Here is a 13,599-nt window from a genome sequence, read left to right as displayed (position 1 = left end):
CCTAAATAAAAGATAGGATCTCTTGATAAATATGAGGCAAAGCGACTTGCCGGTCGGCGTATCCCGCCTCATAAACCACTTTAGGCATCCCATAGACGATACACGATTCTTCGGATTCAACGATCACATGACCTTGTTGCCGCTTCACTTCACCGCAGCCGATTAACCCGTCCGACCCCATTCCGGTAAGAATAACGGCCAACAAGCGATCGCGGTAAATCGGAGCTGCGGACTGAAGCGAAACATCAATCGACGGCTTGTACAATCTGCCGTCATCCTCTACGATTTTGAGAATCGTCTTTCCGTCATTTGTTTTTTGAAACAAGGCTTGATACCCCGCAGGCGCAATATAGATAACCCCTGGCTTCACAACATCGCCATCCTCCGCTTCTTTCACCTGCAAATTACAAATGGTGTTGAAACGGTCCGCCAACGGTTTGGTAAATCCCGGCGGCATATGCTGGATAACGACAATTCCCGCAGGAAAGTCGGTTGTAAACCGGGGCAGAATGGATTGGATAGCCGACGGTCCGCCTGTAGAGCATCCGATCATAAGCAGTTCAACGGCAGCGGCCCCCTTTCTCTTTTTTTCTGCCGCTATTTCTTTCGCAGACGCAATATGGTTTCTGATCGGCAATTTCGCGCTGGCGGCGGCCTTTACCCTCATCAGAAAATCGTCTATCATTTTCGGATCGATCGGGTCCTTGATCAAAGAGCTTTTCGGGAAAAAATCTACCGCGCCCAATTGCAACGCCGTTAGCGTTGCTTCTGCTCCTTTGCTGGTCAGTTCGCTCAGCATCACGACCGATACCGGATGATGCTTCATGATGAATTCCAAGGCGGTGATTCCGTCCATCTCCGGCATTTCCACATCCATCGTAACGACGTCCGGTTTGAAACGCTCTATCTTTTCGATGGCTTCAAGGCCGTTGCGGGCGATTCCCACGATAAAAAAATCAGGATCCTTCTCGAACAAGGTGCTGATCGCCTTCCTCATAAAGGCGGAATCATCGACGATGAGCACACCGTACCGACTCAATTCGCTTTGCCTCCCTGTGATAAAGTCTCGTCCAAATGATGAACTCCCGAATCATTGCTCCGCTTTCGGTAGTAAAATGTCGAATGAGCATGAATCGTCTCGAAATTGGTGTTCATGCCTGTGAGCGTTTCGGCATGTCCCAGAAATAAATAGCCCCCCGGATTTAATAAACGGTCAAACTTCGCTATGACCCGTCGCGTGGCTTCCGAATCGAAATAAATGAGCACATTTCTGCAAAAAAGGATATCGACTTTTTCGACCGGCGCCAAATCCTGGTCATTTAAGAGATTCGCATACCGGAATTCAATCCTGTCTTTGATGAAGCCCTTGATTTGAAATCCATCATCTTGCGGAATAAAATACCTGTCCAACATCTCCTTAGGAGTCCGGCGGAAGCATAACGAATTCTTAGGGTACCACCCGCGTCTTGCGATTTGCAGAACCTTTCGATTAATGTCGGTTGCAATGATATGTACAGACTTTAGCGGTACAATGCCTGATTCTGCGATGGTCATCGCCAAGCTGTAAGGTTCTTCTCCCGTGGAGCACGCGGCGCTCCAAATCCGAATACATTTTTTATCACGGAATTGGGGAAGAATCACATGGCTCAATTCATTGAGCTGACTCTCTTCACGAAAAAAATAGGTTTCGTTGTTCGTAATGAGTTCAACAAGGTGATCCCATTCTTGCGGGTTCCTTGTTAAGCATTCGATGTACTCCCCGAACGTCATATTCAGACCGGATAGTCTCTTTGAGACTTTCGAGGCCAGTAGCGGAAGATTGTCCAAGTAATTCAGTCCGCAAAGATCATAAATCATTTGTGCCAAATCTTTGAGGCGCATCTTATGATCCTGAATTTCGCTTAAGTACTCCATATTCATTTCATCTTGCAACTCCTATATGAGCAGCTCTTGGACTAAGCCTTTAGCGTCCTCTCCATGGTTCATATTAAAATACGAAGTGAATTTTTTATTGTGGAAGATTGGTCTGCCAATTCTCTCGCCACTGCAACCATTCTTCCCGCATCTTGAATATTCCGCTCAGCAGCGCGCTTTGCTTCGGATATCGCCTTTTCAAGGTTGTTTGTTTCTTTCGTTTGAAATTTCGCCGCTTCCGTAATTTCGGCAGCCTGTTTTGTAAGGTTACCGACAACTTTTACAATATCCTGTCAGTGTTTTGCTTGTTCCACTGTAGCTGCAGTAATCTGACGCACTTGTTCGCGGGCATTCACGACTCCCTTGATGATCTCTTCAACGCCGATGGCCTGCTCCTTCGCCGCCTGCGTCACCATCGCGGCCTGACTTGCTACATTTTCCACCGCTCTTACGATATTTTCACCTTGCTTAGCCTGTTCGCCCGTCGCTACAGTGATTTGCCGCACCTGTTCGCGGGCGTTCACGACACCTTTAACGACTTCTTCGACTGCAGCGGCCTGCTCCTTCGTCGCCTGCGTCACCATTGCAGCCTGATTTGTGACATTTTCCACCGCTCTTACGATATTTTCACCTTGCTTAGCTTGTTCGCCCGTCGCTACGGTAATTTGATGCACTTGTTCACGGGCGTTCACGACTCCCTTGATGATCTCTTCGACGCCGATGGCCTGCTCCTTCGTCGCCTGCGTCACCATCGCTGCTTGACTTGCTACATTTTCCACCGCTCTTACGATATTTTCACCTTGTCTGGCCTGTTCGCCGGTCGCTACGGTGATCTGGCGCACCTGTTCACGGGCGTTCACAACGCCTTTCACGATTTCTTCGACGCCGGCGGCTTGTTCCTTCGTCGCCTGCGTCATCATCTCCGCTTGATTGGTTAATGCGCCTACGGCTTTAACAATCTGTTCGCTTCCTTTAGCCTGTTCAACGGTGGCCGTCGTAATTTGTCTGATTTCGTTCGTAATTTTCTCGACTCCGGTTACGATTTTTTCGATGGCTATGCCTGTTTCATCCGCCAATTTATTTCCTTGTTCGACTTTGACCATGCCGATTTCGATCGCTTTAATGGCATCGGTTGTTTCGCTTTGGATCCCTTTAATTAATTGGGCAATTTCCTTGGTGGCTTTTGCGCTCCTTTCAGCGAGTTTTCTCACTTCATCGGCCACAACTGCGAACCCTTTTCCGTGTTCGCCCGCCCTCGCAGCTTCAATTGCGGCGTTAAGCGCCAGAAGGTTGGTCTGCTCGGCAATATCATCGATCACTTCAATGATGCTTCCGATTTCTTCCGAACTTTTTCCCAAATTGCTCATGACGCCGGAGGCCTGCTTAACGACGCTCGCAATTTCTTTCATTCCCGCGAGGGACTGACTAACCGCCTTTTGGCCATTTTGGGCATCCGTTTGAACCTGGCTTGTCAGTGAATTCACGTTTTGCGCATTTTGAGCCACCTGTTCAATCGAGGCCGCGATTTGCTGAATCGAAGCGGAGGTATCACCGGCGATTTGCTCCAACTCATCTGCATTGGCAGCAATGCCGCGAATCGATTTACCCATCTGCTCAATGGAGACGGAGATTTGTTCAACCGAACTTGCCGTGCTTGCAGCATTTCCGGCAACCTGCTGAATGGAAGCGACCATCTCCTGGATCGCATTCGAAGTTTCTTCCGCCGAAGCGGTCAAGCTCACCGCATTATCGGCCACGCCTTTAATCGATTGCCCCATTTCTTCAATCGACGCGGAAATCTGCTCTACCGAGCTTGCCGTACTCTCGCTGTTCCCGGCTACTTGCTGAATGGAAGCGACTATCTCCTGAATGACGTTCGATGTTTCCTCTGCCGAAGCGGTCAGGCTCGCTGCATTGCCGGCCACGCCTTTGATCGATTGCCCCATTTCTTCAATCGATGCGGAAATTTGCTCTACCGAGCTTGCCGTACTCTCGCTGTTCCCGGCTACTTGCTGAATGGAGGCGACCATCTCCTGAATGGCATTCGATGTTTCTTCCGCTGAAGCGGTCAGGCTCGCCGCATTGCCGGCCACGCCTTTGATCGATTGCCCCATTTCTTCAATCGACGCGGAAATTTGCTCTACCGAGCTTGCCGTACTCTCGCTGTTCCCGGCTACCTGCTGTACGGAAGCGACCATCTCTTGGATAGCCTCCGAGATTTCACTGGCGGAAGCCGCCAGACGATCTGAATGGTTACTTACCCCTTCAATGGATGTCGATATCCCCACAACAACGCCGGATGTGGATTCCATGCCTGACGCCTGCTGGCTGGTCCCATAAGAGATCTGTTCCGCAATTGCGGCCAGATCCTGCAAATTTTGTTCTAACCTTTTGGAATCGGCGATAGCCGCTTCAATCGTTTCGGAAACGCCTGCGGCTCTCATAAATTTGTAAGCCATGTTTTTCTTCAAAGTGCTCATAGAACGTTCTCCTCCTTATGATCAATTTCACGGATGATAGAATTCATTTCCATGGTATCTATCAAATGTTCCAGATGAAGCAAAACGATGAGACGATGATCCATTTTGCAGATGGCTCGCATATAAGCCGTTTGTGCGGTCACGAGCGTGTCGGGAACCGGCTCCAAGCTGTTTTCATCGATCCGCAGCACCTCTTTCACTTCATCGACCAATAACCCGATCGCTCTTTCTTGGAAGCGGGTTATCATAATGCGCTGCTTTTTCGACTTCACCGGTTCTTTCAAAAATTGAATTCTAAGATCGACGACCGGTATGACTTCCCCGCGGAGATTAATCACTCCGACGATCGATTTTGGCGCTTGCGAAATCGGGGTGATGGCAGGGACAAAAATGATTTCATATACATCCGCAATAGGAAGCCCGAATTCCTCCGTTTCGATTCGAAAGGTAACCAATTGCTGGATTTGTTGGGGAGCTGTCAACGGATCATCCCTCCCGCACATCCAAAAGTTTGGATTCGATAGACTTAAGGTTATTTGCCGCTTTGAATATGCCGGTTACATCCAGGATCAACGCTACGCTTCCGTCGCCCAGCACCGTTGCCCCCGAAACGCCCTCGACCTGTCCGACATAAGAACCGATCGATTTGACTACAATTTCTTGGCTGCCGATCAATTCATCAACAACCAAGCCGAGCCGTTTTTCCGCCAGTCCGACAACGACGATAAATACATGTTTTGTTTTTCTTCTGCCGCCGGGCATGCCAAACAGATCGTGCAGAGCGATGAGCGGAACAATTTTTTCTCTGATTTTGACAACAGCTTGTCCCTTAACGGAGTGGATTTCTTTGTGCGATATACGAACGATTTCGATCACACTGTTCATAGGCAAGGCAAAAGTCGTTTCCTGCAGCTTAATGAGCAGTCCCCGAAGAATAGCTAAAGTGAGAGGCAGCTTAATCGTGAATTTCGTCCCTTCGCCTAAACGGGTTTCCACATCGATTAATCCGTTTAATTTCTCGATATGATTGCGGACAATATCCATCCCGACTCCGCGGCCGGATATATCACTGACAGAGGCGGCTGTCGAAAAACCGGGAAGAAAAATAAGTTGAATCAATTCCTGCTGAGACATCGTTTCGGCTTCTTGCGCAGTAATCAATTGTTTGCGTATGGCGGATTCTTTTACTTTCTCCGCGTTGATTCCCGCCCCGTCATCCTCTACCGTCAGCACCACTTGATTTTCTTGATGGGATGCCCTAATTTTGATCGTCCCTTTAAGGGATTTCCCTAGTTTTTTTCTAACTTCCGCTTCTTCGATACCGTGGTCTGCGGCATTTCGGATCAGGTGAATCAACGGATCGCTAATTTCCTCGATGACAGTCCGATCCAGTTCGGTTTCTTTCCCTTCAAGCAGCAGATTCACTTCCTTGTGCAACGTACGGGATAAATCGCGCATCATCCTTGGAAACCGGTTGAATAACCGCTCGACGGGAAGCATTCGCGTCTTCATCACGGATTCTTGAAGTTCTCCGATTAGTCGGCCGACATGATTGGAAATCAGCTCCAAATCATCGATCGTTTCATCCGAAGCGTAACGATCGCGCAACAAATTTCCGACTTGGGCGATTCTTGTCTGGTCGATGACCAATTCGCCGACCAGATTCATAATGCTATCCAAATGTTCCACATCGACGCGAATCGTTTGTCCTATTTTCTTCTCTTCTTTGCTGTCCGGGCCGGGGATCGGGTTTTGTTGCTCCGCCTCCTTGTCGGCATCTGTCCGTGGCATGAAAGCATCGGCCAAGGCCAAGTTCTCATCTGAAAAAGGCGCCACTTCAGCAGCTTCCACATCCATAAGCTGGCTCAACGAATGCTCTAGGTATTCGGAATCCCCGTTCGTCTCGACGATATAGGAAACTTCATGGAGATTACTTTCCTCGATGACGCTGTCCAATTCCGGTTCCGTCGAAATAACGTCTCCCCATTTCTTAAGATGATGCAGCACAAGGTGTGCCCGAGGAAGCTTCATCTCGCAATGCTCGGATAAACGAACTTTGCAAATCCACTTTTTTAAGCTCTGTTTTTTGCTTTCCAACATCCCGCTTTTCGATTCGAGGGTCTCTTCCGTCCCATTGTCCAATAGCCGCAATTGCTGCACGATCGCATCGATATTGGTTTTTATAGCCCCTTCCTGTTCAATTTCCCTTTTCAACCCGTTTAAATAATCCAAGCATTGAAATAACACATCCACAACCTGCTGCGTCACCGGCAGAAGCTGATTTCGGATCTTGTCTAAAATATTTTCCATTTCATGGGTCAGTTGCTTCATTTCCTCGAAACCCATCGCCGCGGACGAACCTTTTAATGTATGAGCAATCCGAAAAATGTTTTGTATGATTTGCGGCGACTCGCCTTGCTGTTCCAAATTCAGAAACTCGATCTCCAGCAATTGGAGCAATTCTTCCGCTTCAGACAGGAAGACTCCCATCATTTCCGAACGATTCATACGGGTTCCCCCCTTACCCTACAAGAACATGTTCTAAATTTAAGATGCCGATCAGCCCCTCTTCCGACTGGCCAATCCCTTCAAAATAACTGCCGTCAACTCCGGAAACAATTTCGCTAGAAGGCTGGATATCGGCAAACTTGATCACTTGCTTCACTCCATCTACAACGATGCCGATCATTTCTTCGTTATAATTCACCACGACGATTCTCGCTTTAGGAATGACGGGCGCCTCTTTCAATTGAAATCTTTTACGCAAGCTGATGATCGGCACTATTCTCCCCCGAATATTCGTAACGCCTTCCAAAAAAGTCTTGCTGTTAGGGATGGCCGTGATTTTTTGCATTTTGATAATTTCATAGACTTCAGCAAGCTTTAGAGCGTATTTTTCCGCGCCCAGTTCAATCACGATGTACTGGTCTTGATGCTGCTCTAGCTGTGAAACTTCCACTTGTTTACACCCCTTAGGGATATGGAATAGCTGCTAAATAAAGTCATGTACATTTTGCGACATACGATGTACAATTTCGCACAATTGAACTTGTGCGACAACAGGAGGGACAAACATGAAACACGGAATTTTGGAGTTGTCTGAGAAAGGGCAAGAGAAGTTGACGGACGAAGTCATTGTCAGCATGTTTTTGGCGAACTACCACCATTCAAAACATACGTTGCGAAATTATAAATACGCGATTAAGCGATTTCAAAGCTTCATCAATCCAAAGAGGCTGAATGACATTACCTGGAGGGATATCGAGCTATATAAACTGAGCTTGCTCGAAGGGGATGGGAATCACCCATGCAAATATGCAGCGGCAACGATTTCCGTTTTGCTGACTCCTCTTCGTTCCCTATATAAGTGGGGGAATAGCCCGAATATTCAATGCTTTACCCACGATCCGTCAGCATGTATCAAGAAGCCTAAAGTGTCAAATAACAGCAGCCGTCATTTTTTAACGAAACATGAGGTTGTAAAGATATTGCAGCAATTAAACACGATGGGGCTTCGCAATTATGCTATCGGTCTGACCTTGGTCATGCTCGGTTTGAGGGTTTCCGAATTGGTTTCTATCGAATGGGACGATTTTCATACCGATCCCATGGGAACTTCGATTTGGTTGACCGTGCGTAATGGCAAAGGGCGGAAAGAAAGGGAGGTCAAAGTGCCGGATATGCTCTGGAAGCTGCTTTGTACATACCGTATGGAAAATAGAAGAAGCGGCAAAGTATTCCCGCTTACCCCCCGTCAGATTGAACGAATCATCGAAATCGCCCGTAAAAAAGCCAATTTTTCCAAAAAAGTTACGCCTCACTGGTTACGGCACACCAATGCAACTTTGGCGTTGCTCAACGGGGCGTCCCTTCAACAGGTGCAGCAGACGCTGGGGCATTCCCACATCAATACGACCCAACGTTATATACATACTGTGGAACAAATCAAAAAAGCAGCTCCGGATTTTGTCGAAGACTGTCTAAAAGAAGCGTTTTAATCCTTGAATATCCCCGATCTTCTATGCTATATTGAACAAAAAATGAACAAAATGTCGCACAAGTTCAATTGTGCGACATCAATAATGACATTAATAATACCATTATCCCAATGAGAGGCATATTCATACATATCTCGTCAGAATTTCATTATGAAACCAAATAGCCCTGAAAATCAAGAAAGAGCTTGATCTTCAGACAAGGAAAATAACGGTATGCCCCACTTCAGCTCTTTCCCAGACGTAACGGATGGCTATAGCTGGAAGCATGACATCGATTATCCCGCCTGTGTAGAGAAGATGGACGCAAAAACCGCGCTTCTAATACAGACCCGAAGTCGTTCTTTGTTCTTGGCCAGTTCCCCAAAATTCCTATGAGAAGCGAGCGATTTTACTATGGAATTAAGCAAGCTCCTGTCTTCCCTCATTCTCCCCCAATCGGATGAAAATGCTGTTTATATTTTTAGGTGTATAAAAAAAATAAAAGCAGACGGGTCACCGAGAATCTACTACAGATTCTCGAACCCATCTGCTTCTTATTTGCTCCGTTCTATCAACGCACAGCACTCCACATGCACCGAATGCGGGAACATATCCACCGGCGTTACCTCCACGGTCCGGTAGCCGCCGTCCTCAAGGATGCGCAGGTCGCGAGCCAGAGTTGCGGGGTTGCACGATACGTAAACCACACGCTCGGGCTTCATTTTGATAATCGTGTCGAGCAGGTGCGGGTCGCAGCCTTTGCGGGGCGGGTCGACGACGATGACGTCGGCTTCGATCCCCTGCTCTTTCCAGGCTGGGATGACGTCTTCGGAGGCACCGACCTCAAAAGTGACATGGTTCATTCCGTTCAGCTTGGCGTTGACGCGAGCGTCTTCGATCGCCTCTTTGACAATCTCCACGCCGTACACCCGCTTCGCGTGTTGCGCCAGGAACAACGAGATCGTGCCGATGCCGCAGTAGGCGTCAATGACCGTCTCTTGACCGGTCAGACCGGCGTATTCGACCGTTTTGCCATAGAGAACTTCCGTCTGGATTGGGTTTACTTGGTAAAAAGAACGCGCCGAGATCGCAAACTTCACGTCCCCGATATAGTCATAGATCACTTCGCGGCCCCACAGGACGCGAGTTACGTCGCCGAAGATGACGTTCGTCTGCCGTGTGTTGACGTTCTGGCAGATGCTTACCACAGCCGGAAGCTCTTCGCGGATCGCCGCAATCCATTCGTCTTCACGGGGGATCCGATCGCCGCTTGTGACCAGCACCAGCATCATTTCGCCGGTGCGAAAGCCAACCTTTACGACGACGTGGCGAAGCAGGCCTTGGCCTGTCTCTTCGTCGTAGGCGGTGATGCCCAGGCGGCGGCCGATCGCTTTGACGCGGCTGATCACATCATCGTTGCTCTCGTGCTGGATGAGGCACGTCTCCATGTCGATGATGCGATGGCTGCCGCGGGCGTAGAAGCCGCCGACCAGTGCGCCGTCGATGACGCCGACGGGCACCTGCGCCTTGTTGCGGTAGCGCCAAGGCGCAGCCATGCCGATCGTCGGTCGCACGACGACGGCATGGTCGCCGCCCGCCGCGTGCTCCGCGGCGCGGGCGGCATCTGCGGCCGCTTGGCCCGCTGCCGCCGCCGTCCCTGCGGCAGCGCCTGCTGCGCCGCTGCCGCCCGCTGGCGCGCCAGCTCCCGGCGCGCCCCCTGCCACGCGCAGCTTGCCGATGCGCTCCAGCACGTCGACGACGTGCTGACGCTTCCACGCGAGCTGCGCGTCATAGCTCAAGTGCTGCAGCTGGCAGCCGCCGCACTTGTCGTAGATCGGACAGGGCGCAGCCACCCTGTCCGGACTCGCCTCAACCACGTCAAGCAGCTTGGCATAGCCATACTGCTTCTTCGTCTTGAGCACCTTGACCCGGGCTTTCTCGCCCGGCAAGGCGCCAGCTGCAAACAGCGTGTAGCCCTCCACCCGGCCCACGCCTTCCCCGTCGTGGTTCATCCCGATGATGTCGATCACGACCTCATCATTCTTCACGACGGGAAGGCCGGCCATCGCGGCTTCATGCACGCTGCTCCCGGCACGCGCTGCAGGCCGCGCGCTGGCAGGTCGTTCCGCAGCCGCAGCCACAGCCGCACGCTCCCGAGATGGAAGGCTCCCGGAAGCTTCCCCTCGCCCGCCAGGGTTGCCTTTCGCACCGCCGGCTATTTTTTGTCCTTGTCCTCGGGCTCCACCTGTCCGTCCCCCGCCAGGACGTCGATTGTTACTCCGTTGTTTCTTCATCACTTTCTCCTTCTATGTTCAACTGAACCGGTTACTCCAACATGGCTTTATCTAACACAGTTCAAACTATATACTTTAGTCCAATACTTTCTATATACTTTAATCCTATAATCTAAATCCTCGCCATTGAGGGAAGAACGTCCATTCGACGTCAATGCATCTAATCCAGCCCATCGATAAAACAACTAACGGTAAATCCTCCATCTAATTTACCCCGTTTGGCCCAATTTCGCAAAATTAACTGGAAATCCTACAGCTAATTTGGCCCATTTTCCCCGTTTTCAGCTAAACTCGCGAAATTAACTGTACTTTTTCCAGCTAATTCTCGCAAAACCGCAGTTACTTAAAAAATAACGGTAGAATTTCCACTTAATTCACTTCGAATCCCATACCTTCCAACACCATACATTCCGAACGAACTCCATACATTTCGAACACCATACGTTTCGAACCGCCACACCACACCTGCCCCAACCAAGCCAAATCCCCCGCCAACCCGGCGGGGGATCCTCGCAACCTAGACTACCTGATGGTGTGCCTCAGGCTATCCTCTGCTTTGCTCTCTTGCATCCATCACTCAAGGACGGACATCCAAAATTCCGTACTCAAGGTGCCTCGATCTAGATCGATTGCATCCGCCCTGATTCAGCTACAACGCCGTAATCTGACGAACACAGCTGCACCTATCTCAATCACGCCTAAATCAGCCGCAATCTCCATCCGTCCGCCCTAGCACCATCCACCTCATTTACCCTCAAGCAAAAATCTGCAAATGCTGCGGCAAAACCTCGAATACGCCTGGCAATTCGCCGCCCAGCTCGCCGTCGAGATTGAGCAGCACGCGGCCGGGCGAAGTGACTTCCATGCGCCGCGTCTTGAAGTGGACGACGTGCGAGTCGCCTAAATGATCGCCGCGCAGCGCCATCGTGACCAGGCGGATAAATTCCGCAAGGTTGCACTTCTTGAGCGCGATCACATCGAGCAGCCCGTCGTCGATCCGTGCGTCCGGCGCCAGCTTCTCGAAGCCGCCAACCGAGTTGCTGTTGGCGATCAGGAATAGCATGAACTCGCCTTCCATGACCTCGTGCCCTTCCGCATCGATAATCAGCTTGGTGGGCGACAGACTGGCCATTTTCTCGATACCCTTCATGTAGTAGGCCAGCTGCCCGATCAGCGTCTTGAGCCGGCTTGGCACCTCATACGTCAGCTCGGTTAACTTGCCGCCGCCGGCGATATTGATGAAATGCCGGCCGTTCACCTTGCCGATATCGATGGGTCTTGTTTTATTCTCAATGACCAGGTCGCAATAATCCTCCCAACGCCGAGGGATTCCCATCGCACGGGCAAAATCGTTCGTCGTACCGAGCGGGAACACCCCCAGCGGGGGCAAATCACTCTTCCCGGCCATGCCGTTCACAACCTCATTCAGCGTCCCGTCGCCGCCGGCCGCAATAATGATGTCGTATCCGCGTTCGACCGCCAAAGCCGCCTCGCGCGTCGCATCGCCTTCCCCGGTCGTCGCATGACACGACGTCTCGATGCCGCCCTGGTCCAGACGCTCCAGCACGTCCGGCAGAAGGCGGCGCATCTCTTCTCTTCCCGAGGTTGGATTATAAATCAACCTAGCTCTTTTCATTTTCCAAACGCCACCTGAACTCAAAATGTCAACATATCACTGATCCCATTATATTCAATATTTGTTGCGACATCCAGCGAGCCATCAAAGGGTGGGGCAGCAACGCCTCTCCCGAATAGCGATGAGCCAGCCCATTCAACCGCTCAGGAATCGTGACTTTGGTAAAATATCCGGCGCTCAGGAAAAGAGGAGCCACAATGACGTCCATCCCCCGCTGCTCTGACCAATAACGTACTTTGGCAGATACGCTGTCCGGATTCAGGAGCGCGTAATCGGCCCCGCCCGCAAGTCCGGCAAGCTCCGCGCACTGCGCCGCCAGCGAGGCGATCCCGCGTTCCCACCGTTGCAAGAACCCGGGGTGGCTGCTGCCGTGCCCGACGAGAAGCAGCACCTCACGCTCCGGCCGCACCGACAGCCCCTTCACTTTGTCCCACACCATCTCGGCGACCAGCGGACCATCATCGATGGGATCGCCAAAAAACACCCGAGCGGAAACCCGAAAACGTTCCAGGTCAGTTTCCTTCTCCGGTGTATCTTTGACCCCAAGGGCATAGGCGATTTCGTCGATATGAGTACTTCCCGAGGACACGAACAAGGGAATGACGATGATGTCCGTCACTCCCTGGGCTTCCAGCTGATCGATGCCGTCCTGGATCAGGCGGCCTTCCACCGTTTCGAGGAAAGCACAGGCGAGCGGAAGCCCGGCGGGCAAATCGTCCGCCGCTTCCGCCACCGCCGCTTCCACGAGGGCTACCCAATGCTCATCTGGGGAGCCGTGGCTGATGACAAGCACACCCGGTTTCTTGGAGTCCCCCATTTGGAGCACCTCCCGGCCATCTTCCGGCAACCTCATCGACCTTGCCTTCATTTCGTCTGTCATACGCTTAGCGACCTAAACGGTCCAGCGCCATTTTGTAGCCGTCGTTACCGTAATTTAGGCAGCGCTTCACCCGGGATATTGTCGCCGTGCTGGCTCCGGTTTCTGCTTCAATCTGGTTGTATGTGTTGCCTTTGCCCAACATTCGGGCGACTTCCAGCCGTTGCGACAAAGACTGAATTTCGTTAACGGTGCACAGGTCATCAAAAAAGATGTAACATTCCTCGATGTTCTTTAACGTTAAGATGGCTTCAAATAATTGATCAATCGTTTTGTCATTTAATTTCTTCAGCTGCACTGAATTATCATCCCCTACCGTTACTGTAACCACACCCCCATTGTACCCGAGGGGCGTACTCCTTTTCAAGCATTAACGATTTCACGCATCACAGAAAGAACGCCCAAATTCCGCGAACGCCCA

Annotated in this window: 11 protein-coding genes; 1 reads left to right on the top strand and 10 read right to left on the bottom strand. The window is 50.8% G+C overall.

What is annotated here, in order from left to right:
* Position 1: 1 nt before the first annotated feature.
* The 6 genes from NSQ80_RS04100 to NSQ80_RS04075 form a co-directional block, all read right to left on the bottom strand.
* Positions 2–1,039, bottom strand: coding sequence for a chemotaxis response regulator protein-glutamate methylesterase (locus tag NSQ80_RS04100; protein ID WP_016313410.1), 1,038 nt, complete (start codon positions 1,037–1,039; stop codon positions 2–4).
* The gene (locus NSQ80_RS04095; protein WP_016313411.1) at positions 1,036–1,920 is read right to left on the bottom strand and encodes a protein-glutamate O-methyltransferase CheR; all 885 of its coding nucleotides are present in this window, start codon (positions 1,918–1,920) and stop codon (positions 1,036–1,038) included. The genes NSQ80_RS04100 and NSQ80_RS04095 overlap by 4 nt, the downstream gene beginning before the upstream one ends.
* Before the next feature lie 287 nt (positions 1,921–2,207).
* On the bottom strand, positions 2,208–4,394 hold the full coding sequence (locus NSQ80_RS04090; RefSeq protein ID WP_339301462.1) for a methyl-accepting chemotaxis protein: 2,187 nt from the start codon (positions 4,392–4,394) through the stop codon (positions 2,208–2,210).
* Positions 4,391–4,876, bottom strand: coding sequence for a chemotaxis protein CheW (locus NSQ80_RS04085; RefSeq protein ID WP_339301460.1), 486 nt, complete (start codon positions 4,874–4,876; stop codon positions 4,391–4,393). The genes NSQ80_RS04090 and NSQ80_RS04085 overlap by 4 nt, the downstream gene beginning before the upstream one ends.
* Before the next feature lie 4 nt (positions 4,877–4,880).
* Positions 4,881–6,902, bottom strand: coding sequence for a chemotaxis protein CheA (locus NSQ80_RS04080; protein WP_339301458.1), 2,022 nt, complete (start codon positions 6,900–6,902; stop codon positions 4,881–4,883).
* Positions 6,903–6,915: 13 nt separating this feature from the next.
* Positions 6,916–7,353 (bottom strand): chemotaxis protein CheW, encoded by a 438-nt coding sequence (locus tag NSQ80_RS04075; RefSeq protein ID WP_323079307.1) that lies wholly within the window; start codon positions 7,351–7,353, stop codon positions 6,916–6,918.
* Between the two features lie 115 nt (positions 7,354–7,468).
* Between NSQ80_RS04075 and NSQ80_RS04070 the strand changes: the two genes are divergently transcribed.
* Positions 7,469–8,392 (top strand): tyrosine-type recombinase/integrase, encoded by a 924-nt coding sequence (locus NSQ80_RS04070; protein WP_016313416.1) that lies wholly within the window; start codon positions 7,469–7,471, stop codon positions 8,390–8,392.
* A 533-nt stretch (positions 8,393–8,925) separates the two neighbouring features.
* Here the strand turns inward: NSQ80_RS04070 and rlmD are convergent.
* The 4 genes from rlmD to NSQ80_RS04050 form a co-directional block, all read right to left on the bottom strand.
* Positions 8,926–10,665, bottom strand: coding sequence for a 23S rRNA (uracil(1939)-C(5))-methyltransferase RlmD (rlmD, locus tag NSQ80_RS04065; protein WP_339301453.1), 1,740 nt, complete (start codon positions 10,663–10,665; stop codon positions 8,926–8,928).
* 754 nt (positions 10,666–11,419) lie between these two features.
* On the bottom strand, positions 11,420–12,301 hold the full coding sequence (locus NSQ80_RS04060; RefSeq protein ID WP_260070663.1) for a diacylglycerol kinase: 882 nt from the start codon (positions 12,299–12,301) through the stop codon (positions 11,420–11,422).
* Positions 12,302–12,329: 28 nt separating this feature from the next.
* A complete protein-coding gene (locus tag NSQ80_RS04055) occupies positions 12,330–13,118 on the bottom strand; it encodes a CbiX/SirB N-terminal domain-containing protein (protein WP_260070664.1) in 789 nt (262 codons plus the stop codon).
* A gap of 67 nt (positions 13,119–13,185) precedes the next feature.
* Positions 13,186–13,476 carry a YerC/YecD family TrpR-related protein gene (locus NSQ80_RS04050; RefSeq protein ID WP_009224548.1) on the bottom strand — a complete coding sequence of 97 codons (291 nt, stop codon included), beginning with the start codon at positions 13,474–13,476 and terminating at the stop codon, positions 13,186–13,188.
* Positions 13,477–13,599: the final 123 nt, after the last annotated feature.

It is taken from the genome of Paenibacillus sp. FSL K6-2441 (assembly GCF_037964765.1).
Taxonomy (GTDB): Bacteria; Bacillota; Bacilli; order Paenibacillales; family Paenibacillaceae; genus Fontibacillus; species Fontibacillus phoenicis.
This window is presented reverse-complemented; position numbering and strand designations above follow the sequence as displayed.

Coding starts and splice junctions, on each gene's coding strand:
- NSQ80_RS04090 (WP_339301462.1), bottom strand. CDS start 4,394: ATGAGCACTTTGAAGAAAAACATGGCTTACAAATTTATGAGAGCCGCA.
- NSQ80_RS04055 (WP_260070664.1), bottom strand. CDS start 13,118: ATGGGGGACTCCAAGAAACCGGGTGTGCTTGTCATCAGCCACGGCTCC.
- NSQ80_RS04080 (WP_339301458.1), bottom strand. CDS start 6,902: ATGAATCGTTCGGAAATGATGGGAGTCTTCCTGTCTGAAGCGGAAGAA.
- NSQ80_RS04070 (WP_016313416.1), top strand. CDS start 7,469: ATGAAACACGGAATTTTGGAGTTGTCTGAGAAAGGGCAAGAGAAGTTG.
- rlmD (WP_339301453.1), bottom strand. CDS start 10,665: ATGAAGAAACAACGGAGTAACAATCGACGTCCTGGCGGGGGACGGACA.
- NSQ80_RS04060 (WP_260070663.1), bottom strand. CDS start 12,301: ATGAAAAGAGCTAGGTTGATTTATAATCCAACCTCGGGAAGAGAAGAG.
- NSQ80_RS04095 (WP_016313411.1), bottom strand. CDS start 1,920: ATGAATATGGAGTACTTAAGCGAAATTCAGGATCATAAGATGCGCCTC.